The organism is Caulobacter sp. GW821-FHT12A07 (genome assembly GCF_058807655.1).
In genome coordinates, this window is sequence record NZ_JBXAQX010000014.1 from 23,399 (window position 1) to 46,425 (window position 23,027).

A 23,027-nucleotide genomic window follows, 5' to 3' on the forward strand; every position below is an offset into this window, starting at 1 on the left:
GATAATCTCGATACTGATGATGGGGGATCAGAAGGTGCGGCGGACCATCACGCCCAGGGTGCGGGGCGTCAGGCTGACGACCTGGTCCAGCGCCCCGGCGGCCGAGGTGATCGAGACCGGGCCGACCGAGTTGGTCAGGTTCTGGGCGAAGGCGTAGGCGCCCCAGCCCTCGCCCTCGACGCCCACCCGAGCGCCCACGACCGTGTAGGCCGGGACCTTCTCGTAATAGACGTAGGTCGGACGGAACTGCGAGGCCGTGCCGCCGGTGTAGCTGGCGTCGAGGTGCACGAGGCCGTTCATGCCGTCGGCCACCGGCCAGGTGTAGTCGGCGTTCAGCGAGCCGCTGAACTTCGGCACGAAGGGCAGGCGGTCGCCGCGCAGGCCGGTCGAGCCCGACACCGTCACCGACGAGTTGGTCATGTCCTCGGTCAGCTTGGCGTCCGACACGCCGATGGCGCTGCTCAGGGTCAGGCCGGTCATCGGCCGCAGGGTGGTCTCCAGTTCCAGGCCGCGGATGCGGGCCGCGCCGGCGTTGGTGATGATGAAGAAGTTCGCGCCGACGTTGGCTTGCGCCTGCACCTGGATGTTGTTCCAGTCGATCTGGTAGGCCGACATGTTCACGGTCAGACGGCGGTCGAACCAGTCGCTCTTCACGCCCGCCTCGTAGTTCCACAGGCTGTCGGGCTGGAACGCCACCAGGCCGCTGGTCAGGCCCGGGATGTTGTTGGCGCCGCCGGGACGGAAGCCCTTCGACGCCTGGGCGTAGACCATCAGCGACTTGTCGAATTCGTAGCTGATGTTGACGCGCTCGACCCAACCCTTGGCGCTGGCGTCCACCTGGCTGAAGGCCGTGACCGGCGAGTTGGAGATGACGTTGCCGATGGTCACCGCGCCCGAGACGGTCTTGTCGTAGTCGAAGCGGCGGGCGCCGCCGGTCACCGTCAGAGCGTCCGTGACGTGATAGGACAGCTCGCCGAAGAAGGCGGTCTGCTTGACGTCGTTGTCGATGTAGCGCGCGCCCAGGGCGTCGAACGGCGTGACGGCCATGCCGGTCGTGGCGTCGGCGCGGGTCTGGATGCTGTCGACGTGGTCCTTGCGGGTCTCGTAGTAGACGCCGCCGGTCCAATCGAGCTTGTCTTCGAACAGGCTGCCGGCCATCCGCACTTCATTCGTCCAGGTTTCCAGGCTCATCGGCTGCCAGGAGACGGCCGGACCGCGCGAGTCCGCCCAGGCGGTGTACTGGCTCAGCTGGGCGCTGGAGCAGGTGGTTCCCGACAGGCCGAAATAGCGGCCGCAGGCGGCGCTGCTGGTGCGGTTGTTGGCGATGTTGTTGGTCCAGTCGCTGTTCCGCAGCATCTTCCACTTGTAGTAGGACGAGGTCGCCGTCAGCGTCGCGAAGTGCAGGTCCCACTCGGCGGTGACGTTGTAGAGCGCCAGCTTGGAGTTGCTCTGGGCGATGGTCTTGCGGTCGGACTTGTAGCGGCCGGCGGCGGCCGACCAGCTCGACTGGCCGTCCACTTCCTCGTTCTGCAGCGCCGCCGTGGCGCGCAGCGTCAGGTCTTCGGTCGGGGTGAAGGTGAACATCAGGCGGCCGCCGCTGGAGGTCGAGCCGTTGATGTCCTGCTTGTTCAGCGGAACGCTGTCGACATAGCCGCCGCGCTCTTCGCGATAGAGCACCAGGCGCGCGCCCAGCTTGTCCTGGATCAGCGGCACATTGACCATGCCCTTGCCGTAGAAGCCGCCTTCGCCGCCCTTGGTGGTCGTCGCCTGGGCCTCGACCGCCCCGGCGTAGTCGTTGGTGTCGGCCTTGTTGAAGATCACCCGCAGCGTGCCGCCCATCGAGCCCGAGCCATACAGCGTGCCCTGCGGGCCGCGCAGCACCTCGACGCGCTCGACGTCGAACAGGTTGATGTCCGGCGTGGTCGAGCCGGCGTCCTGGGTGGTGCCGGTCGGACCGGTCAGCGGGGTTTCGTCGTAGTAGAGGCCGGTGGTGGCTTCACCGGCGCTGCGCACGCCGCGCAGGGTGATGCGGCGGTTCGACGGCGTGCCGCCGTCCAGCGCCAGGTTCGGCACCTGGCGGAAATAGTCGTTGATGCCGGTCGCGCCGATCCGGCTCAGCTGGGTCTCGCCGACGGCCGAGATGCTGAGCGGCGTCTCCTGCAGGCTGGTCGAGCGCTTCAGGGCGGTGACGATGATCTCGTCGACGGCCACGTCCGGCTGGACCTTTTCGGCCTCCTGGGCGTGGGCCCCGGCGGCGACCAGGCTGGCGAGCGCGCTGGTGGCCAGGGCCGCGCGGCGAAGCGTGCAAAGAGCGGTGCGGTTCAAGTTTATCCCCTTCGTTGAGGACCGGCCGTGAGCTCGGTTCCGGGCCGCAAGACGGGCGAGGTGCGTTTGCCCTTGCGACTTTTTTCGCCATTCGGCGCGAAGGCGCGGGTCTGGTCAGGCTGTACGCAATTTGGGCGCCTGCTGATGAAATGGGCGGCGCGGACGGGAAACTGCGAGGCCTGGGGTGGTTCGCTCATCGCCAGGCGGCCAAGTTCGCTTAGCCGGTCCTCCCGGCGGCGGGAGTACGGGGTGTCCGGACAATCGAGTTTAAGTCAGGCGACCTTCGGCCAGGCGGCGCTCGGCCAGATCCGGCCGGACGACATCGACCAGGTCGTGCGGCGGCACGAAGGCGTGCTGCGGCGGTTCATCGCCCTGCGCGTCGGCGGCGGGGCCGACGTTGACGACCTGGTGCACGAGGTCTTCCTGCGCTTCGCCCGCCGTCCGCCCGACGAGGGCGTCGAGCGACTGGACTCCTACCTCTTCCAGACGGCCGCCAACCTGATCCGCGACCGCGCCCGCCGCCAGCAGGTGCGCCGCCTGGCGGTCCCGGAGATCGAGGAGGCCGCGGCCTCCCAGGCGCCGGCGACGCCCGAGCAGACCCTGATCGACCGCGAGACCCTGACGGAGGTCCGCCGCGCCCTGGCCGACCTGCCCGAGCGCACCCGGCACGTCTTCCTGCTTTACCGGATCGACGGACTGCGGCATCAGGCCATCGCCGACGCCCTGGGGGTGTCGATAAGCACCGTGGAGAAGGACGTGCGACGGGCCATGGCCCATCTGACCCGACGGGTTCGCCGTCCATGACGCCCGCGTCCCATACGCCCGACGAGGGTCTGGCCGACGTCTATGACGCCGCCGCCGGCTGGCATGAGCGCCGGCGCGCGCGGGGCTGGAGCTCGGCCGACGAGGCGCGCCTGACCGCCTGGCTGGAAGCCGACCCCGAGCATGTCGAAGCCTACGCCGCGATGGCGGAGGTCGAGGAGTTCCTGGACGACGCCGTTGCCGCCGGCGGGCTCGAGCGCGAACTGGCCGAGGCCCGCGCCGCTTTCGCGGCCGGCAAGGCCCGCCGCTCGCGCCGCGCCTTCGCCTTGATGGCGGCCAGCGTCGCGGGCGTGGCCGTGCTGGCGGGCGCCGGCGGCCTGGCCTGGCAGCGCGCCGGCGTTTCCGAACAGAGCTACGCCGCCGCGCCGGGCCAGCGCAGCGCGGTGGTCCTGGCCGACGGTTCGCACGTGACGCTCGACGGCGGCGCGCGGCTCACCGCCCGCATTGACCGGCGTAGCCGCGCCATTAGCCTGACCGGCGGCCGCGCCTTCTTCGACGTCGCCCATGACGCCAGCCGACCGTTCGAGGTCAGCGGCGGCGGCCATGTGGTGCGCGCCCTGGGCACGGCTTTCGAGGTCGATCTGGCCCCGGCCGCCGGCGCCTATCGCGTCGCTCTGCTGCGCGGCCGCGTCCGGGTTTCCGGCGGCGAGGCCCAGCCGGTCGAACTGGCGCCAGGCGAGGTGCTGGCGGCGGACGGGCAGGGGCGTGAGGCTCGCTTCTCCGCCGACGTCGCCGCGGCCACGGCCTGGCGCGAGGGCCGGCTGGTGCTGAGCGGCGAGGCGCTGACCGACGCCGCGGCCGAGATCAATCGCCGGGGCGGCCGCCGGATCATCGTGCGCGGCGCGGCCAAGGCCCTGAAGGTCAGCGGCGCTTTCGGCGGCGACGATCCCCTGGCCTTCGCCCGCGCGGTGGCGGTGATCCACGGCCTGACGATCGGCGAGGCGGCCGACGGGGCGATCGTCCTTTCTCCCGCCAAGGACGCCGGTGCGGCGGCGGACTGACTGGGCGGCGCGGGCCTTCGCGGGCGCCGTGCTGCTGACCTCGGCGTCGCCGGCCCTGGCCGCGCCGCTTCGCTTTGATGTCCAGGCCGGGGCGATGGACGCCGCGTTGCAGGCCTATGCCGAGCAGACCGGCGTCGATCTGCTGTTCGCGCCCCAGGCCGTGGCCGGGCTGCGCTCGCCCGGCGGCCGCGATGTCGCCGAGCCCGAGATCGCGCTGAAGCGCCTGCTAGGCGAGAGCGGGCTGACCGCGCGCCGCATCGGACCCGGGGCCTTCGCCATCACGCCGGCCCCGCGGCCACGTTCGTCGAAGGCCGCTGGCCGCAAGTCTCAGACTGTTCCGGCGAGCGAGCCGGCCGAAGCGCTCGACGCCGTGCTGGTCCAGGCGCGCCGCCGTGATGAGCGCCTGATCGACGTGCCCGCCTCGGTCGCCGCGGTCTCGGCGGCCGATCTCGACCGGCTAGGCGGCGACGGCGTCCTGGCGCTGCGGCGGGCGGCGCTGGGGCTGACGGCCGCCGGCCAGGTCTCGACCGAGACCCCGACCCTGGTCATTCGCGGCCAGCGCCGGGCGACGGCCGGGGAGTCGGCCCTGTCGGTGATCACCTATGTCAACGAGGCGCCGCTGCCCAACAACGGCTCCATCCTGCCGTCCTTCGACCTGGCCGAGGTGCAGGTGCTGCGCGGGCCGCAGGGCGTGCTGTTCGGGCGCAACACCACAGGCGGGGCGCTGCTGATCCACACCGCCGAGCCGGGCCGCCCCGGCCATGCCGGGGTCACGGTCGGCTCCTACCGCCTGCGCGAAATCGAGGCGGCCGGCGATCTCACCCCGACCGGCGCGCCGATCGCCGCGCGCCTGGCGGTCTATGTTCTCAAGCGCGACGGTCTCGTCGAGAACCTCGGCGCCGGCGACGATCTCGACGACCGCAACCAGGCGGCCGCGCGGCTGTCCCTGGCCTGGCGTCCCAGCGGGCCGTTCTCGGCGCTGCTGGTGCTCGACGGCTTCCGCGCCGACGAGACGGGCAACGCCAACATCCTGTCAGGGACCTATCCCAACCCGCCCGACGTGACCGGCGGCGGCACGGGTCGCACGCCCGAGGCCGCGCCCTATTTCGACTGCGGCGTGGCGGGATGCGACATCGACATCGCGCTGGCCCGGCAGCGGGCCTGGGGTCCGCGCAAGACGCAGGTCGATCTCGCGCCCCGCTCGGACCGCCGCAACGACGGCGCGACCCTGCGGCTCGACTGGCTGGGACAGGCGATGAGCCTGCGCTCGGTCACGGCCTATCGGCGCAGCGTGCTCGACAGCGCGCTGGACTCCGACGGCTCGCCGCTGCCGCTCAATCAGCTTGTCCGCCACATCGACCTTGGCCAGCTGACCCAGGAACTGCGCGCCAGCGGGACAGGGGAGGGCGGCGCATGGCAGGCTGGCCTGTTCTACCTGTCGACGACGCCGATCGGCGTGCAGAAGAGCCTGTGGGCCAGCGCCGTCACCCCGACCAACCCCGCGCGCGTCGAGTTCCAGTACCGCCGCGGCGAAAGCCTGGCCGGCTTCGTCGACGCCACCCGCCGCCTCGGGCAAGGTTTCGAGCTGGAGGCGGGAGCGCGCTACACCCGCGACGTGTCGAGCGCCTGTCTGGTCCGCGTCGCCGCCCCGGCGCCGGATATCTCGGAAGAGGCCTGTGGCGAGGCCGGACGGGCCCAGTCCTCGGCCCCAACCTGGACCCTGGGCCTGACCTGGCGCGGCCAGCCAAACCTGACGGTCTACGCGGTCACCCGTCGGGGCTACCGGGCAGGCGGGGTCAATGCGCCGGTGTTCGGCCCGCTGCTGTCGGCCTATCAGGTCTATGCGCCGGAAAGCCTGACCGACGTCGAGCTCGGCCTGAAATGGGCCGGCGGCGCGGGCGACTGGCGCCATCGCGTCGATGCGGCCCTGTTTCGCGGCTGGTCGCGCGACGTCCAGCGGGCGCTGTTTCCGGCCGAGAACTTCGACGGCGACGGGATCGCCACCAACGATCCGCCCAGCTTCATCATCAACGCCGGTTCGGCGACCATCAGCGGACTGGAGCTGGGCTGGAGCGGCCGTCGGGGCGAGCGGCTGACCCTGTCGGCCTCGGCGACCCTGACCCAGGCCCGGTTCACCGCCCTGACTGTCCCGGCCTCGCTGGCCAGCCTGACGCCGACCGATCCGGCCTCGCTGCGCTTTTCCTACTCGCCGCCCTACACGGTGCGGCTGGCGGCCGAGTGGCGGGCGATCCAGTCCGCGCGGCTGGGCCTCTGGACCCTCTGGGGCGACGTCTACCAGAGCGGCCGCGTGCGCTATGTCGAGCGGGCGCACGACAGCAACGGCCTGCAGCACGCCTTCGCGGTCGCCAATCTCGGCCTCGATCTCCGGCCGCCGGGCCGGGAGGACCTGACCGTCTCCGTCGCCGTCCAGAACCTGTTCGACGAGGTCTACGCCGCCGGCGGCGGGGCGATCACCCCGGCCGTCACGGCGACGACTCTGATCTATGGCGAGCCGCGGACGATGTCCGTCAGCTTGCGCAAGCGGTTCTAGAGCGCGCCAGGGTTAGGTGTGAGCGGCTAACCCGCCCGGGGCGCGCGCCAAGTGCTTTAAGAGGCCGGACCGCCTCCGAGCGCCCGCACCAGGTCGACGGAGGCCTGCAAGCGCCGGGTCTCCAGCACCAGGGCCGAGCGTTCGGCCTGCAACGCCGCGGTCTGGGCGGTGACGACCTCCAGATAGTTGGCCGCGCCCTGGCGGTAGCGGATCATGGCCAGCTCTTCGGTCCGCTTGGCGAAGGTCATGGCGTCGTCCTGGTCCTTGGCCTCGTCGGCCAGGCGGTTGGACAGGGCCATCTGGTCCTCGACGTTGCGGAACGCCGCCAGCACCACGCCGCGGTAGTTTTCGGCGGCCTGGGCGTGGGCGGCCCTGGCGGCCTCGACGCCGGCCTTGCGCTTGCCCGCGTCGAAGATCGAGCCCGCCAGTTGCGGGGCCAGCAGCCAGACGGCGTTGGGCGCGCTGAACAGATCCACGCCGCCGTCCGACTGCCAGCCGGCCTGACCGGCGATGGTCAGGGTCGGGAAGCGCGCGGCCTGGGCGACGCCGATCTGGGCGTTGGCGGCGGCGGCGCGGCGCTCGGCGGCGGCGATGTCGGGCCGGCGCTGCAACAGCACTGACGGCACGCCGACCGGAGTCTTGGGCACGCTAAGCGACGCCTGGACCGGCGGCAGATCGAAGCTCGAGGCGGTCTCGCCGACCAGGGCGGCGATGGCGTGCTCGTAGAGCGCCCGCTGGGCGGCCACGTCGCTGAGCTGGGCCTTGGCGGTGGACAGCTGGTTCTTCGCCCGGCTGACGTCGAGGCCGGTCGCGGCCCCGCCGTCGTGGCGGATCTGGGTGAGGTCCAGCGCCTTCTGGTAGGCCGCGACGGTGTCGGCCAGCAGGCGCGACTGGGCGTCGAGGCCGCGCAGGGCCAGATAGCTGTCGGCCAGTTCGGCCTGAAGGCTCAGGCGCACCGATTGCAGGTCGGCGGCGCTGGCCTGCGCCTGCGCGCCGCTGGCGGCGACCTGGTTGCGCACCCGGCCCCAGAGATCGATCTCGTAGGACGCGCTGGCGACGGCCTGGCGGGTCGAATACTCGTCCACCCCGCCGTTGCGGAGCGGAGCGTTGTCGGAGCGGCGCTGGCGGCTGGCCAGGGTCCCGCCGTCGATCGTGGGGAACAGGCCCGACCGCGCCTGGCCGGCCAGGGCGACGGCCTGGTCATGCGCCGCGGCTGCGGCTGCGAGGCCGGGATTGGCCTTGGCCGCCCGCGCCTCCAGGTCGTTCAGCACCGGGTCGCCGTAGACGGTCCACCAGTCGCCGCGCGGCTGGTCGTCGGCCGGCGCGGCCGGGGTCCAGGGGCCGGCCTCCTTGAAGGCGACCGGCGCGGCGACGCTCGGTGCGACATAGGCCGGAGCGCTGACGCAGGCGGCCAGGATCGAGGCCGCCGCCGAGACCAGCAGCAGGGCGCGCGCCTCAGCCCTTCGCATGGGCCGCTCCCTGGGCGGCGCCGGCCACCCGCACGAGGTCGCCGTCGGCCAGGGCCTCGGGCGGATTGTCGATGACGCGCTCGCCCGCTTGCAGGCCCGCGCCGATCTCGACCTCGGTCCCCAGGTCGCGGACGATGGCGATGGTGCGCACCTTCACGCGGCCGTCGCCGCCGACGACGGCCACGGTCGGGCCGCCGTGCTTGAAGAGGATCGCCGTGGCGGGGATCCGCGTCGTGGTCGCCGCGGCCGGCAGCTTGAACGCCGCCTGGGCGTAGGCGCCGGGCTTGAGGCGGCCGTCGGGATTATCGATCTGCAGCTCGACCAGCATGGCGCCGTTGCGACCCACCGACTGGGCGTCGTTGACCACCGAGGCGGTGAAGGTCTGGCCCGGATATTCCGGCACGCTCAGCTGCGCGCTCAGGCCGCGATGCACCAGGGCCGAATAGTTTTGCGGCACGCTGACATAGACCCGCATGCGGTGCTGGTCGGCGACGGTGAACAGCGCCGCATCCGCCGAGCCGCCCACCGAGATCAGCTGGCCGATGTCGGTGTTGCGAGCCGTGACCACCCCGTCGAAGGGCGCGGTGATCCGCTTGAACGACTGCTGGGCCAGCAGGCGGGCCAGATCGGCCTGGGCGGCGTTGACCGCCGAGTTGCGGGCGGCCAGGTCGCCGGTCTTCTCGTCGGCCTCCTGGCGGGAGACGGCGTCCTGGGCGACCAGACCCTCCCAGCGCTTGGCGGTCAGGGCCGACAGCCGCTGGTTGGCCTGGGCGGTCGCCAGGTTGGCGCGGGCCTGCAGCACCTGCTGGTCGAGGTCGGGCGTGTCGATCTCGGCCAGCACCTGTCCGGCCTTCACCCGCTGGCCGATGTCGGCGTACCAGCGCTTGAGATAGCCGCTGGTCCGGGCGTGGATCGGGGCGGTGTAGAAGGCCTGCACGTCGCCCGGCAGCACCAGGTCGGCGTGGCCGCCGCCGGCCACCGGGGCCAGGGCCACGGTCGGGATGGCCTGGTCGTGGGTCCAGGTCTTCAGCGACTGGTCGGCGTGGACGCGGGCGGCCAGACCCCCGGCCACCACGACGGCGGCCAGGACCAGTCCGGCGGCGCCGGCCAGCTTCAGCCGGCGGGTCGAGATCGCGCTTTTGGCGGGAGCAGCAGCTTGTTGATCAGGCATGGGACGATGCTCCGGTGGTCGGTCCGGCGGGAACGGTTTGGTCGGCGGTCTTGCGGCCGTGGACGAGGCGGAAGACCACGGGCACGAACAGCAGGGTGGCGGTGGTGGCGAAGATCAGGCCGCCGATGACGGCCCGGCCCAGCGGCGCGTTCTGCTCGCCGCCTTCACCCAAACCAAGAGCCATCGGCGCCATGCCGATGATCATGGCCAGGGCCGTCATCAGCACCGGGCGGAAGCGGGTGAAGCCGGCCTCGATGGCGGCGGTCAGGGCGTCGCCGGTGGCCTCCAGCCGCTCGCGGGCGAAGCTGACCACCAGGATCGAGTTGGCCGTCGCCACGCCCATGCACATGATCGCCCCGGTCAGGGCCGGCACCGACAGGGTGGTGCCGGTGGCGAACAGCATCCAGACGATGCCGGCCAGGGCCGCGGGCAGGGCGGTGATGATCACGAACGGGTCCAGCCACGACTGGAAGTTCACGACGATCAGCAGGTAGATCAGCACGATCGCGGCGACGAGGCCAAAGCCCAGGCCCGAGAAGGCGGCGTTCATCGTCACCATCTGGCCGCGCAGGGCGACCGTCGCGCCCTTCGGACGCTCCTTGGCCAGGTCCTTGAGCACCTTGTTGATGTCGGCGGTCACCGCGCCCAGGTCGCGTCCCTGCGGAGTGGCGTAGATGTCGAGCACCGGCTGGATGTCGTAGTGGCTGACCACGGCCGGGGCGCTGTCGCGCTTGATCACGCCCAGGCCCCCCAGCATCTGGGCGTGCTGCGCGCTGGCCGCCGTGCTTGTGATCGGAATGCCGTTCAGGTCCGACAGCGAGCCGGCGCGGTATTCCGGAACCTGGGCCACGATCGGATAGGACACGCCGTTCTTCGGGTTCAGCCAGAAGGTCGGAGAGACCTGCGAGCTGCCGGCCAGGGAGGCCACGACGCTGTTGGTCACGTCGCGTTCGGTCAGGCCCAGCTGGGCCATGCGCGAGCGGTCGACGTCGACCCGCAGCTGCGGCGCGCCTTCCGGCTGGTGCAGGCGTACGTCGGCCAGGCCCCGGATGGTCTTCAGACGCGCCAGGATCTTGGCGGCGTAGGCGCGGTTGGCCGCGGCGTTGGGGCCCGAGATCTGCAGGTCGATGGGCGAGGGGGCGCCGAAGTTGAGGATCTGGCTGATGATGTCGGCCGGCAGGAACGAGAAGGTCGCGCCGGGGAACTGCCGGGGCAGCTCCTCGCGCAGTTTCTTGACGTAGTCCGCCGTCGGGCCGTGCTCGGCCTTCAGGGCCACGAAGATGTCGCCGTCCTGCGGGCCGATCAATCCCGAGTTGCTGTAGACCATGTTGATGGCGCTGTTGGGGATGCCGATGTTGTCGACGATCGAGCCCACCTCGTCGGCCGGCACCACCTTGCGGATCGCCTCCTCCACCTTGCCGAACAGAAGCGAGGCGTCGTCCAGGCGCGTGCCGACGGGGGCGCGGACGTGCAGGGTGATCTGGCCGGCGTCCACCGTCGGGAAGAAGTTGCGGCCCAGGAACGGGGTCAGGGCGAACGAGGCCACGACCACCACCATGAAGCCGATGATGAACACCCGGCCCGAGCCCAGGGCCATGACCAGCAGGTTCCTGTAGCCTTCCCGCAGCTTGCCGAAGGCGGTCTCGAAGCTCCGCTGGAAGCGCACCAGCGGATTGCGCGAGGGCTTGCCCGCGCCGCCATGCTCGGCCGCGTGCTCGTAGTCCAGGCGCTCCCTGGCGTGGGGCTTGAGCAGGTACATGGCCAGGGTCGGCACCAGGGTGCGCGACAGGATGAACGAGGCGATCATCGCGAAGACCACGGCCTCGGCCATCGGCACGAACAGGAAGCCGGCCACGCCCTTGAGCATGAACATCGGCACGAAGACGATGCAGATGCAGAGCAGCGAGACGAAGGCCGGAACCACGATCTGGGCCGCGCCGTCGAGGATGGCCGTGCGCACGTCCTTGCCGTGCTCCAGGTGCCAGTTGATGTTCTCGATGGTCACCGTGGCGTCGTCGACCAGGATGCCGACGGCCAGGGCCAGGCCCCCCAGGGTCATGATGTTCAGGGTCTGGCCGATGGCCGACAGGGCGGCGATGGCGGCCAGGATGGCCAGGGGGATCGACACCGCGATGATCACGGTCGAGCGCCAGCTGCCCAGGAACAGCAGGATCATCAGGCTGGTCAGGGCCGCGGCGATCACGCCTTCCTTGACCACGCCCTCGATCGCGCCCTTCACGAACAGCGACTGGTCGTTCAGCGGCGTGATCTTGAAGTCGTCGGGCAGGTTTTCCTTCAAGGCCGGCAGGCGGTCCTTGATCCCCTGCACGATGGCCAGGGTCGAGGCCGAACCGTTCTTCAGGATCGTCGACAGCACCGCCCGCGCGCCGTCCACGTGCACCACGTTGGTCTGCGGGGCCGAGCCGTCGCGCACCTGGCCGACGTCGCGGATGTAGATCGTCGCGCCGTCCACCGTCTTGATCGGCAGGCTGTTGAGCTCCTCGATCGTCTCGGCCGCGTCGTTGAGGCGGACGTTGTACTGGAAGGTGCCGATCTTGATCGTGCCGGCCGGCAGGATCTGGTTCTGGGCGGCCAGGGCGTTGGAGACGTCCTGCGCCGACAGCCCCTTGGACTGCAGGGCGACCGAATCCAGGTCGATCATGATTTGGCGGACCTTGCCGCCGTAGGGATAGGGGATCGCCGCGCCGGGCACGCTGATCAGGTTGGGGCGCACCACCGTCTGCGACAGGTCGAACAGCTTCTGTTCGGACAGCCCCTTGCCCGACTGGGCCAGCTGCAGGATCGGCACGGTGGCGGCGCTGTAGTTGATGATCAGCGGCGGGGTCGTGCCGGCCGGCATCTGCTTGACGGCCGTCTGCGAGATCGAGGTCACCTGGGCGGTGGCCGTGCGGATGTCGACGCCGGGCTGGAAGTAGATCTTCACCACGCCGATGCCGGGCAGCGACTGGCTCTCGATGTGGTCGATGTCGTTGACCGTGGTCGACAGCACCCGCTCGTAGGGCGTGACGATGCGGCCCGACATCTCCTGCGGCGACAGGCCGGCATATTGCCAGGCCACGCCGATCACCGGCACGCGGATCTCGGGGAAGATGTCGGTGGGCGTGCCGAGGGCCGCCAGGACGCCGAAGATCAGGATCAGCATCGCCATCACGATGAACGTGAGCGGGCGTTGCAGGGCGATGCGGACGATAGCGTTCAAGCGGCCTGCTCCGGACTTGCAGCAGTGGACGATCCCGCGCGCCCTGCGTCCGGGGGGGAGGGGCCGGGCGCGCGGAATCTGCGCGTACTCAAGCTGCGCCGCCGGGTGATGCGCCCGCCCGCCTAAACCTGCCGTCTCGGGCAGATGAAAATCCTGTCATGTTGGGGCGCGGGACGAAAAATGGGCTGGACCGCGTCGGCCCCTGCAGTTGCGCTATTCGAGGTCCAGCCGATAGCCGTGACCGCGCAGGGTGGCCAGCAGCGGCCGTCCGAACGCGACCTCCAGCTTCAGGCGCAGGCGCGCCACCGCCGTGCGCACCCGTTCGGGGCGCGGATCGTCGCCTTCGCCCCACACGTGCTTGAGGATCTGCTCGGCGCTCAGCACCTGGCCGGCGTGGTCGGCCATGTAGGCCAGCAGGGCGTATTCACGGCTGGGCAGGACGAGGCTGGCCTCGCCCAGCGTCACCTTGCGGCCGGCGGCGTCGAACCGCAGGCCGGTCGCGACCGCCGAACTTGGCGTCGGCGCCAGACGGGCGAGGGCGGTCAGGCGCGCCTCCAGCTCGACGACGTGCACGGGCCGGGTCAGGCAGGCGTCGGCCCCTGCTCGTAGGGCGGCCGTGCGAGCGGCGGGCGAAGCCTGGTCGGCGATCAGCACCAGCAGGGCGCGTTCGCCCCGCCGCGACAGGGCGGCCAGCGGGGCGTCGGCCGGGGCGGCCACTTCCAGCAACACCGCGTCATAGTCCTCGCCGACGCTGGCGCTGGCCGCGTCGTCCAGGCTGTCCAGGCTCTCGACCACGTGGCCGGCCTGGATCAGGGCCCGGACCAGGTAGAGGTCGCGGGGGCGATGGCTGGCGTGCAGCAGCCGCATCTAGGCCTCGAGACCGCGCGGCCAGCAGTCGATGGCGATCCGCAGGCCCGGCTGCGCGTCCTCCAGCGACAGGGTGAAGTGGTGCATGCGGGCGACGGCCGCGACGATGCTCAGACCCAGGCCCGAACCCGGCTGTTCCAGCGTGCGCTGCGAGCGGTAGAAGCGGTTCAGCACCGCCTCGCGTTCGCCCTCCGGCACGCCGGGGCCGTTGTCGACCACCTCGATGCGCGGGCCTTCGTCGAGCGCCAGCAGCCGCAGCGTCACGCGCCCGCCGCGCGGGGTGAACTTCAGGGCGTTGTCGACCAGGTTGCTGACCGCCTCGAACAGCAGGGCCGGATCGGCGAACACCGCCGGGGCCTCAGGGGCGAAGCGGGTCTCGATGGCGACGCCCAGCTCCTCGGCGGCCGGGTCGTGCAGCTCGAACACCTGCTCCAGCACGTCCTGCAACCGCACGGCCTCGAAACAGGCCTGACGGTCGCGGCGCTCGATCTCGCCGATGCGGGTCAGGGCGCGGAAGCGCACCAGCAGCTCGTCGGTTTCCTCCAGCGCCCGCTCGATCATCTCGCGCCGGCCGGCCTCGTCGGGGCTAGCGTCCTGGGTGGCGCGGTAGAGCGCCGCGCGCAGCCGGTTCAGCGGCGTGCGCAGGTCGTGGGCCACGTTGTCGCCCACGCTCTTGACCTCCCACAGCAGGCGCTCGGTCTCGTCCATCATGCTGTTGGCGAGGCTGGCCAGCATGTCGATCTCGTCGCGGCGGTGCGACACCGGCAGGCGCACGCCTAGCCGGCCGGCCAGCGCCGCGCGGCTGGCGACCCGCAGCTGCTCGACCCGGCGCAGCGCGGGAAGGCTGAGCAGGGCCGCCGCGCCCAGACCCAGCAGCAGGATCAGCGCCCCGCTGACCATCAGGGCGTTGACGATGATGTCACGCAGCCCGGTCAGCACCTTGGCGTCGTGAACGATGAACAGCTGCTCGCCCCACGGCAGGCGGCGCACCAGCCCGCGCGCGCCGGGCTGCAGGCCGGGCTCGTTCAGCGTGCGCGGCCGGTTGTCGGCCTCGGCGTTGGCGGGCAGGCGGCGGACGTTGCCGGTGATCCAGACCCCGTCGGCCGAGAACAGGCCGTAATAGGCGATCGCCCGGCCGTCGGCGGCCACCGCCGCCCGCACCCGCTCGGGCAGGGTGTCGGCCGGGCCGTTGGCCAGCATGGTGCTCTCGCTGACGATGATCGCGTCGAGCTGGCGGGTGATGTAGCCGGCGGTGCGCCAGTAGATCATGCCCAGTAGGGCGACCAGGGCCACGGCGAACACCGCGCCGTTCAGCAGGGTCAGGCGGAACGGGCTGGCCCGCCAGAGCTCACGCGGGCGCATGCAGCGCGTATCCCGAGCCGCGGACGGTGTGCAGCAGCTGCGGCGCGCCCGGCCGGTCGACCTTCCTGCGCAGGCGTCCCAGGTGCACGTCGATCAGGTTGGTGCCTGGGTCGAAGTGATAGCCCCACACCGCCTCGAAGATCATCGTCCGGGTCAGCACCTGGCCGGAGTTGCGGGCCATGAACTCCAGCAGCTTGTACTCAGTCGGCATCAGCCGGATCTCGACGCCGCCGCGATGGACGGTGCGGGCCAGCAGATCGATCACCAGGTCGGCCACGGTCAGGGTGGTTTGGCGCGGGACGCTGGCCCGGCGGCGCAGCAGCACTTCCAGCCGCGCGGCCAGCTCCTCCGAGGCGAAGGGCTTGGTCATGTAGTCGTCGCCGCCGGCCCGCAGGCCCTTCACCCGCTCGTCGACGTCGCTGAGCGCGCTGATCATCAGCACCGGCGTCTCGACCCCGGCGCCGCGCATGACGGTGACGATGGCCAGGCCGTCCAGGCCGGGCAGCATGCGGTCCAGGGTGACGGCGTCGAAGTCGCCGCTGGCCGCCCGGATCAGGCCCTGGCGGCCGTCGGCGACCAGCTCCACCTCGAAGCCGTGCTGCTCCAGCTCGGCGACGATCTCCTGGCCGGTGCTCGGATCGTCTTCGATGGCGAGGATCTTGGGCATCTGGTCCCGCACTACTCCCTCCCGCCGCGCCCCTCAAGCGCGCCGAGAGGCGGCCTTCGCCGTGCGGCCGGTCTTCGACGACGAGGCGGCGATCTACGACGCGCCGCATGGCGGATGTCCGCGCGGGGTGCTAGAGGCCCGCGCGATGACCTCAGGAATTCGAGAAAATCAGGCGATGATTCAACCGGGCGCGACCTTCAAGGGCAATCTCCAGCAGTTGCCGGCCATCGATGGCGTCGAACGCATCGATCTGGTCGACGCCGATGGAGCGGTGGTCGCCAGCATCGAGAACCAGCCGGGCAAGCAAGGCTCGCTCGCCGTCTACCAGCATCTGAAGCAGCGCTTCGGCGCCCTGGATGCGGCAGCCGCCGAGCACGGCCTGGCCGTGTTCGCCGAGCACTCGGCGGACGCGCGCGAGCGTCCGGGCGCGCATCCGAACGTCGACCGCCTGCTCGCCATCGCCGCCGGCGGCGCCCCGCTGAGCATCGAAGTCGTCGCCGTCGGCGGCTGATCTCTAGGCTGATGTCCCGCGCGCGTTCGGCCCGGCGGCGCTTTGGAACGCCGTGATGTTCGCCGGCATCTCGGGCGGGGAGGGGCGGTCGTCTGACGCCTGGATTGACAACTCGCCTGCCGCATTGACCTAGTGTCCGCAACGACGCCTGAAGGCGCGAAGGACTGCGGGAGGGGCGGCGAATGGCGATGGGCGTGCCGACCTTGGCGTTCGACCTCGCGCCCGCTCCATTCCGCGCCACGCCCGAAATCCTGGCCCAGTACGGCGCGCTGACCGGCGTCGAGGACGCGCGCCTGGCGCCGCAAGTGGCCATGGCCATCGAAGACGCCCTGGACCGGGCCGGCTGGCCGGTCGGCCGGGTCTGCGGTCCGGAAACGGCGTTGGCCGACAATTTCGACGTCTCCGTCCGGGTTCTCCGCCAGGCGTTGCGGATCCTGGAGGCGAGGGGATCCTGCCGGCCTCGGCGCGGGCCTTCCGGGGGATTGATCGTCCTGGCGCCGGATCAGGCCGCCATCGCCGCGACCATGGCCAATCATCTGCTGTGGACCGGGGTTCGCGACGACGAGGTCTGGGAGGCGCGGGCGCTGATCGAGCCCCTGGCCCTGGCCGCGGCGGCGCAGGCGTCGGATCAAGGTGTGGCTGCGGCACCGCCCTTTCTAGGCCTGGCCCTGGCCTGCCTCGAACGCTTCGGCGGCGGCATGTCCGGTGCTCCGAAGGACCTGAGCCGCGCGCTGAATGCGGCGATGCGCGCCGGCGACGCCGACCGCGCCTTCGACCTTGCCCGCGAGAGCGTCAGAATTCGTCGTGGCCTGGACCTGGCTATCGTGGCCGGCAGCGCGCCCAGCTTCCCCGGCGCGACCGTCGGCCAGAACCTCGCCGCCAGGGTCGCGGCGCGCATCGGCGCGGAGATCCGCCCGGAGGCCTGCCGCGGCGGCGAGCCTCTCGGCACGGTCTGGACCCTGTCGGAGCGATACGGCGTCAGTCCGGGCGTGATGGTCGAGGCGGTGCGACTGCTCGAGGACGCGGGCGTGGCGCGCAGCGTCAAGGGACGGGGCGGCGGCGTGCGCCTGCGCCAGCCCGACCCGGCGTCGATCATCACCACCGTGCACGGCTATCTGGCCGCCCACGCCGCCATGCCCGAGGCCGAGGTCTGCTTTCACCTCAACGCCTGGGCCACCGAGCAGGCCGCGCGGACCCGCTCGAACGCGCAGATGGACGATCTGGGCCAGCTCTGGGGACTGGTCGAGGCCGCGCCGGAGACGGTCAGGGCGCAGGCCTGGTTCGCGTTGCAGCGGCGGCTCTACGAGATCGCCGACAACGGCCCGCTGCACCTGCTGGCCGTCTGCTTCGCGGGCTTCACCGTCCGGGCCCAGGCCGCCGCGCCTCCGGCGTCGGACCCCGCCCTGACGGGCGGAATTCGCGAGGCCGGCTGGTCGATCGTCCGCGGCGTCGCCGAGCGCGATGCGATGCTGGCGAACGCAGGTCACGAAAAGGCCAGAGCGATCTTCATTCCCGGCCCCAGGCGCCTGATGCGAGCGTGAGGCTGCGGCCCGGTGCGTTGGGCGCCAGGGCAATTGTGAGCGCTATTTAAGGGCGCCCTCTCCAACTTAGATCGTCCCCAAGCGGCGGGCTTCGTCCCCGCCGCGAACGCAGCGCCGCGCCACGGCGCCTGGGGGAAAGTCAGCGTATGGACCGCCTTGTGCAGGCGCCGCGAGCGGCGATGAGCCGTCGGGCGTCGACGGGGGGAAGCGGTCCCGCGTCGGTCGATCCATCTGGGCGCGATCCGGGCGGCGCTGCGGCTGCGGCGGCGCGCAAGGAGGCGTCGCCGCAGGACCCCGTCATCGCCGGCGCCTTCAAGCGCGCCCGAGCGACACGACACTTCACACATCGGAGACACCCAATGTCCAAGTCCACGACCGGCAAGTCCGCGACCGCCTTCCTGCTCGGCCTGACGCTCGCCCTCGGCGGCGCCGGCGCGAGCCTGGCCCAAACTCCGGCTCCCGCCGCCGCGCCGGCGGCCAAGCTCAGCGTCGACAGCCTGGTCGGCGACCTGATCAAGGATCCCGACGCCAAGGCCGTGCTGACCGCCAACATCCCCGAGGTCGTGGCCAATCCGCAGCTGACCATGGGCTACAGCATGAAGCTGCGCGACATCGCCCAGTTCGAGCCGACCCTGACGCCCGAGAAGCTGGCCAAGATCGACAAGGACCTGGCCGCCATGCAGGCCAAGCGCGGTCACTGACATGCAGGGTCTGAGCAGGCGGCGACTGGGGCTTCTGGGCGCGAGCGCGGCCATGGCCTCTGTCGTGGGGAAAGCGGCGGGGGCCGGGGAGCCGGAGGATCTGCTGGCCTTCGTCAATCCCGAACTGCGACCGGCCGCGCGCCAGATCCAGGCCATGAGCGCCAAGTTCCCGCCGCCGGCCGCGGAGACCCTGATCCCCTGGCGCAAGTTCGTGTCGGGCTTCGGCGCGGCGGCGGCCGCCACGCCGCCGGTCAGCAGGCTGGCGATCAAGGGGGCGCCGGGCGCGCCGGACGTCACGATCTTCGTCATCAACGCCAAGCCTGGCGCCGCGCGGCCGGCGATCCTCCACATGCATGGCGGAGGCTTCGTCGGCGGCAGCGCCGAGTCCAGCGTCCGCCAGTTGCAGGATCTTGCCGCGACGCTCGACTGCGGCATCGTCACGGTCGAGTACCGCCTGGCGCCGGAGGCGACCTACGCCGCCTCGATCGAGGACAACTACGCCGGCCTGCGCTGGCTGCGCGACCACGCCGCCGAGGTCGGGATCGATCCGGCCAGGATCGCGGTCATGGGCGAGAGCGCGGGCGGCGGCCACGCGGCCCTGCTGGCCATCGCCGCGCGCGACCGGGGCGAGATCCCGCTGGCCTTCCAGATGCTGATCTATCCCATGCTCGACGACGCCACCGGCAGCACGCGCTTGCCGCCGGGGCCTATCGGCAAGGTCGGCTGGGACGCCAAGGCCAACGCCTTCGGCTGGCGGTCCTTCCTGGGCCAGGCGCCCGGCGGCGCCAGGGTTCCGGCCAAGGCCGTGCCCGCCCGAACCGCCAGCCTGGCCGGCCTGCCGCCGACCTTCATCGGCGTCGGTTCGATCGATCTCTTCGTCGACGAGGACGTGGACTACGCCAGGCGCCTGATCGACGCCGGCGTGGCGACCGAACTCGTGGTCGTCCCCGGCGCTTTCCACGGCTTCGACGGCATCGCGCCGTCCACCGCCGTCGCCCAGCAGTTCGCGGCCGCCAAGATCTCGGCCCTGCGGCGGGCCTTCGCTTGAGCCGCACGGCCTGGACCTCGATCCTAGCGGAAGAGCTTCTGCGCGAAGTCACGCAGGCTGGCCCGCCACACCGACCATTCGTGGCCGCCCGGGAATTCATGGGTCTCCACTCGCACCCCGTGGCGATCGAACATCTCGAACGCCTTCCTGGCCTGGGGCAGGGCGATGTCGGTCTCGCCGTTGGAATAGTAGAACAGCTTCAGCCTGGCGGCCTTCGCGCCCAGGTCGGCGCCGTTGTGGTCCTCAAACGCCTTCAGGTCGCCGGGGAACCAGCCGGAGCTGAACACGCCGATCCAGTTGAACCGCTCGGTATGGGTCAGGCCGATGTTGAGGGTCTGGATGCCGCCCATCGACAGGCCGGCCAGCGCCGTCTGGCCCGGCGCCTTGGACACCCGGTAGTTGGCCTCGACATAGGGCATGACCCCGCCCAGCAGGTCGGCGGTGAACGGGTCTTGGGCGGCGTCCCAGGTCATCGGCTGGCCGGTCGGCTTCACGGCGCCGGCCGGCATCACCACGATCATCGGCGGAGCCTTCTTCTCGGCGATCAGGTTGTCGAGGATGAAGCCGGCCTGGCCCACCGTCGGCCAGGAATCATCGGCGTCGCCGCCCCCGTGCAGCAGGTAGAGCACCGGATAGGTCTTGCCGTCGCGGCCGTAGCCGGGCGGGGTGTAGACCTGCATCTGGCGCTCGACGTCCAGGGCGGGGGAGGCGTAGCGCACGCGGGCGATCGCGCCGTGCGGCACGCCCGGCCGGTCGGCGGCGAAATCGTCGTCCGAGACGACCAGCAGGCTCTTGGCCTGGGTCAGCGAGGCGGAGGTGGCCGGATTGCGGGGATCGACCACCTGCACCCCGTCCATCAGGAAGGCGTAGCGATAGGCGCCGGCCGGAAGCGCGTCGCTGGTTCCCGTCCAGACCCCGTCGGCGCCCTTGGCCAGGGCCAGCGGCGGCCCGCCCCAGGCCAGGAACTCGCCGGTTACGGCGACGGTACGGGCGTCCGGCGCGTAGAGGCGGAAGGTCACGCGCCGGTCGGCGGCGACTTCGGGGGAGACCAGCCTGTCGTTGGGCGTCGGCGCCGGCATGCCGGGCGGCCGCGCCGCCGGCGGCTGGGCCTGGGCGGCGCCGGTCAGCAGGGTGGTGGCGACCAAGGTCGCGGCCAGTGTCCGCGCGAGCATCTGGTTCATCTTGCCTGTCACGCGCCTGCGCGCGCCTCCCGTTTGGTGACGTCTAAGCGACGGAGGTCGCCCGCATCGATTAATTAAAATCAGTAAAATCGAATCTCATAAAACAATTAGAATCGATGATAGTCATTTGTCGATTCTTAATCTGAATAATCATGTCCAAATTTGGCATCAATTATTTGAATATGTAGTGTTATTCGATTCAATGAATGCTTGATGGTATCATCGGCATACAGTGTAAAAATAAGAGCGCGTGGGACCACCCGCGCCGGGATGGAAGCGCAGCCGTCAGCCGAGGCTCCGCCGAACGGCTGGCCGAAGAAGGGGGAAAGCTATGCTTGATAAAAATCGACTGGCCGCCGTCATGGTCACCACCAGCGTCCTGGCGCTGGCCGCTCAGGCCCAAGCCCAGACCCAGGCGGCGCCGGCCGCCGATCAGGACGCCGTGGTGACCGAGATCGTGGTCACCGCCCAGAAGCGCGAAGAGCGCCTTCAAGAGGTGCCGCTGTCGATCACCGTCGCCGGTTCGGCTCAGCTGGAGCGCCAGCAGGTCAACCAGGTCTCCGACCTGGCGCGGATCGCGCCGTCGCTGGAGGTGCAGCAGGCGCCCGGCCAGAGCGTCGGCGGCGGCGGCCAGATCCGCGGCATCGGCACCCAGTCGTTCCAGGCGGGCGCGGTCGGCTCTGTCGGCATCGTCGTCGACCAGGTCAGCCAGGGCAACGTCAACATCTCCGACCTGTTCGACATCGCCCGGGTCGAGGTGCTCAAAGGTCCGCAGGGCACGCTGTTTGGCCTGACGACCTCGGCCGGGGTGATCAACATCGCCACCAATGCGCCGGTGTTCGGCCAGTTCAGCGGCCGGGTGCGCACGGAGCTGTCCAAGGACGGAACGGCGGGCTCGAAATACGGCCAGCAGGTGGTGCAGGGGCTGCTCAACATCCCGCTCGCCGAGACCGCGGCCCTGCGGGTGTCGGCCAGCGTCAACCAGCGCCAGGGCGTCGACCGCAACACCCTGACCGGCGACCTCGACGACCACGCCGCCTACGCCCTGCGCGGCCGGCTGCTGTGGGAGCCCAGCGACAAGCTGACCGTCAACCTGATCGGCGACTACAGCAAGACCGACGACGACGGCACGGACTTCTTCGTGCTCTACAAGGCCAACACCGCCCTGACCGCCGAACTGGCCCAGTGCGGGATCGTCGCCAGCCAGGCCAATCGCGACTACTGCTCGACCAGCAAGCTGATCAACAGGAACGAGTCCTACGGCGGCTCGCTGCAGCTGGACTACGACCTCGGCGCGGCGAGCGTGACCTCGATAACGGCCCTGCGGAAGCTCGAGGCCGGTCCCGGCTTCCTCGACATCTTCCGCCTGGACGTCAATCCGCTGAAGGTCCGGCAGGGACCCAGCACCGGCGACGGCGAACTGTTCACTCAGGAGATCCGGATCGCCTCGCCGTCCAGCGCGGTGTTCGAATATACGGCCGGGCTGTTCTACTCGAGCCAGACCAACCACACCGACCCCGTCGCCATGGCGATCAACGTCACGCCCTTTCCGGGCCTGACCATCCCGATCAGCAACCTCCTCGGCTACGACCTCGACATCAAGGACCGCTCGGCCGCCGCCTTCGGCCAGGCGACCTACCATGTCGGCGACAAGCTGCGGCTGATCGCCGGGGCGCGCTACACCCACGAGACGATGAAGGTCGGCTACGCTTCGCTCGACTCCGGCACGGGCGGCGGCCGCGAGACGACGATCGACAACTGGTCCTGGAAGTTCGGGCCGCAGTACCAGTTCGACAAGGACACCATGGCCTATGCGACCGTGTCGCGCGGCTACAAGGGTCCGCAGGTGGCGGTGGGCGATCCGACCATCCCGACCAACCAGCCGACCCTGATCCGTCCGGAGATCCCGACCAACTACGAGGCGGGGCTGAAGGGCGCCTTGCTGGGCGGGCGGCTGCTGGCCGACGTCAGCGCCTTCTACATGAACCTCAAGGACTACCAGGGGCAGCTCTGCACCCCGAACCAGAGCGGCGGCCTGACCTGCGCGCCGCAGAACATCGGCAAGGTGATCTCCAAGGGCGTCGAGGTGAACCTGTTCGGCCAGCCCGTTCGCGGCCTCTCGCTCAACACCGGCCTGATCTACAACCCCGTGACCTATCCCAAGGGCTTCACGGCGCAGGACGGCAGCGACCTGGGCGGCGAGCAGATGGCCAATGCGCCCGAGTGGAAGTTCACCCTGTCGGGCGAATACCGTCATGCGGTGGCCGGGACCGTCGAAGGCTTCGTCGCCGCCGACACTGTCTACAAGTCGGCCGTGCGCTACGCGGCCTCGACCGACCAAAACGTCACCTTCGACGCCCACTGGACCGTCGGCGGCCGCATCGGGGTGCGCGATCCGGACAAGGGCTGGACCGCGGCGATCTTCGTGCGGAACCTGACCGACAGCCACGAGCCGACCGTCCGCTACGCCAACTTCCCCGACGGCTCGATCGGCTCCTACGGCCAGATCCTGACGCCGCAGTCGTTCCGGCTGGTCGGCCTGAGCCTGGACGCCCGTTTCTAGAGGTCCCCGACTGAGGCGGGGCCTTGG

At 70.7% G+C, this 23,027-nt stretch carries 16 protein-coding genes; 8 read left to right on the forward strand and 8 right to left on the reverse strand.

Going from position 1 to position 23,027, the window contains the following annotated elements; all coding sequences use genetic code 11:
• Nucleotides 1-27: 27 nt before the first annotated feature.
• Complete coding sequence (locus tag AC1RRS_RS22110; RefSeq protein WP_492857036.1) at nucleotides 28-2,325, reverse strand: TonB-dependent receptor; 2,298 nt, start codon at nucleotides 2,323-2,325, stop codon at nucleotides 28-30.
• Between the two features lie 249 nt (nucleotides 2,326-2,574).
• Between AC1RRS_RS22110 and AC1RRS_RS22115 the strand changes: the two genes are divergently transcribed.
• The 3 genes from AC1RRS_RS22115 to AC1RRS_RS22125 are packed head-to-tail and all read left to right on the forward strand — an operon-like array spanning nucleotide 2,575 to nucleotide 6,699.
• Nucleotides 2,575-3,129, forward strand: coding sequence for an RNA polymerase sigma factor (locus AC1RRS_RS22115; protein WP_492857037.1), 555 nt, complete (start codon nucleotides 2,575-2,577; stop codon nucleotides 3,127-3,129).
• Nucleotides 3,126-4,148, forward strand: coding sequence for a FecR family protein (locus tag AC1RRS_RS22120; RefSeq protein ID WP_492857038.1), 1,023 nt, complete (start codon nucleotides 3,126-3,128; stop codon nucleotides 4,146-4,148). The genes AC1RRS_RS22115 and AC1RRS_RS22120 overlap by 4 nt, the downstream gene beginning before the upstream one ends.
• On the forward strand, nucleotides 4,132-6,699 hold the full coding sequence (locus tag AC1RRS_RS22125; RefSeq protein ID WP_492857039.1) for a TonB-dependent receptor: 2,568 nt from the start codon (nucleotides 4,132-4,134) through the stop codon (nucleotides 6,697-6,699). Before AC1RRS_RS22120 ends, AC1RRS_RS22125 begins: the two co-directional genes overlap by 17 nt.
• 56 nt (nucleotides 6,700-6,755) lie before the next feature.
• On the opposite strand, the gene AC1RRS_RS22130 is transcribed toward AC1RRS_RS22125, so the two are convergent.
• The 6 genes from AC1RRS_RS22130 to AC1RRS_RS22155 form a co-directional block, all read right to left on the reverse strand.
• Complete coding sequence (locus tag AC1RRS_RS22130) at nucleotides 6,756-8,168, reverse strand: efflux transporter outer membrane subunit (protein ID WP_492857040.1); 1,413 nt, start codon at nucleotides 8,166-8,168, stop codon at nucleotides 6,756-6,758.
• Nucleotides 8,155-9,339, reverse strand: a complete 1,185-nt coding sequence (locus AC1RRS_RS22135) for an efflux RND transporter periplasmic adaptor subunit (protein WP_492857041.1) — start codon at nucleotides 9,337-9,339, stop codon at nucleotides 8,155-8,157. The genes AC1RRS_RS22130 and AC1RRS_RS22135 overlap by 14 nt, the downstream gene beginning before the upstream one ends.
• On the reverse strand, nucleotides 9,332-12,559 hold the full coding sequence (locus AC1RRS_RS22140; RefSeq protein WP_492857042.1) for an efflux RND transporter permease subunit: 3,228 nt from the start codon (nucleotides 12,557-12,559) through the stop codon (nucleotides 9,332-9,334). Before AC1RRS_RS22140 ends, AC1RRS_RS22135 begins: the two co-directional genes overlap by 8 nt.
• Before the next feature lie 213 nt (nucleotides 12,560-12,772).
• A complete protein-coding gene (locus AC1RRS_RS22145; RefSeq protein ID WP_492857043.1) occupies nucleotides 12,773-13,426 on the reverse strand; it encodes a winged helix-turn-helix transcriptional regulator in 654 nt (217 codons plus the stop codon).
• Entirely contained in the window at nucleotides 13,427-14,788 is a 1,362-nt protein-coding gene (locus AC1RRS_RS22150; RefSeq protein WP_492857044.1) for a sensor histidine kinase, read from the reverse strand. It abuts the gene before it with no gap.
• The gene (locus AC1RRS_RS22155; RefSeq protein ID WP_492857045.1) at nucleotides 14,775-15,455 is read right to left on the reverse strand and encodes a response regulator transcription factor; all 681 of its coding nucleotides are present in this window, start codon (nucleotides 15,453-15,455) and stop codon (nucleotides 14,775-14,777) included. The genes AC1RRS_RS22150 and AC1RRS_RS22155 overlap by 14 nt, the downstream gene beginning before the upstream one ends.
• 61 nt (nucleotides 15,456-15,516) lie before the next feature.
• On the opposite strand from AC1RRS_RS22155, the gene AC1RRS_RS22160 reads away from it, so the two are divergent.
• The 4 genes from AC1RRS_RS22160 (at nucleotide 15,517) to AC1RRS_RS22175 (ending at nucleotide 19,256) form a co-directional block, all read left to right on the forward strand.
• Nucleotides 15,517-15,966, forward strand: a complete 450-nt coding sequence (locus AC1RRS_RS22160) for a DUF2322 family protein (RefSeq protein ID WP_492857046.1) — start codon at nucleotides 15,517-15,519, stop codon at nucleotides 15,964-15,966.
• A 182-nt stretch (nucleotides 15,967-16,148) separates the two neighbouring features.
• A complete protein-coding gene (locus AC1RRS_RS22165; RefSeq protein WP_492857047.1) occupies nucleotides 16,149-17,507 on the forward strand; it encodes a hypothetical protein in 1,359 nt (452 codons plus the stop codon).
• Nucleotides 17,508-17,866: 359 nt separating this feature from the next.
• Nucleotides 17,867-18,208 carry a hypothetical protein gene (locus AC1RRS_RS22170; RefSeq protein WP_492857048.1) on the forward strand — a complete coding sequence of 114 codons (342 nt, stop codon included), beginning with the start codon at nucleotides 17,867-17,869 and terminating at the stop codon, nucleotides 18,206-18,208.
• Nucleotides 18,209-18,260: 52 nt separating this feature from the next.
• Complete coding sequence (locus tag AC1RRS_RS22175; RefSeq protein WP_492857049.1) at nucleotides 18,261-19,256, forward strand: alpha/beta hydrolase; 996 nt, start codon at nucleotides 18,261-18,263, stop codon at nucleotides 19,254-19,256.
• Between the two features lie 23 nt (nucleotides 19,257-19,279).
• On the opposite strand, the gene AC1RRS_RS22180 is transcribed toward AC1RRS_RS22175, so the two are convergent.
• Entirely contained in the window at nucleotides 19,280-20,437 is a 1,158-nt protein-coding gene (locus AC1RRS_RS22180) for an alpha/beta hydrolase (RefSeq protein ID WP_492857050.1), read from the reverse strand.
• A gap of 331 nt (nucleotides 20,438-20,768) precedes the next feature.
• On the opposite strand from AC1RRS_RS22180, the gene AC1RRS_RS22185 reads away from it, so the two are divergent.
• Nucleotides 20,769-23,000 (forward strand): TonB-dependent receptor, encoded by a 2,232-nt coding sequence (locus tag AC1RRS_RS22185; RefSeq protein WP_492857051.1) that lies wholly within the window; start codon nucleotides 20,769-20,771, stop codon nucleotides 22,998-23,000.
• The last annotated feature ends 27 nt before the right edge of the window (nucleotides 23,001-23,027 follow it).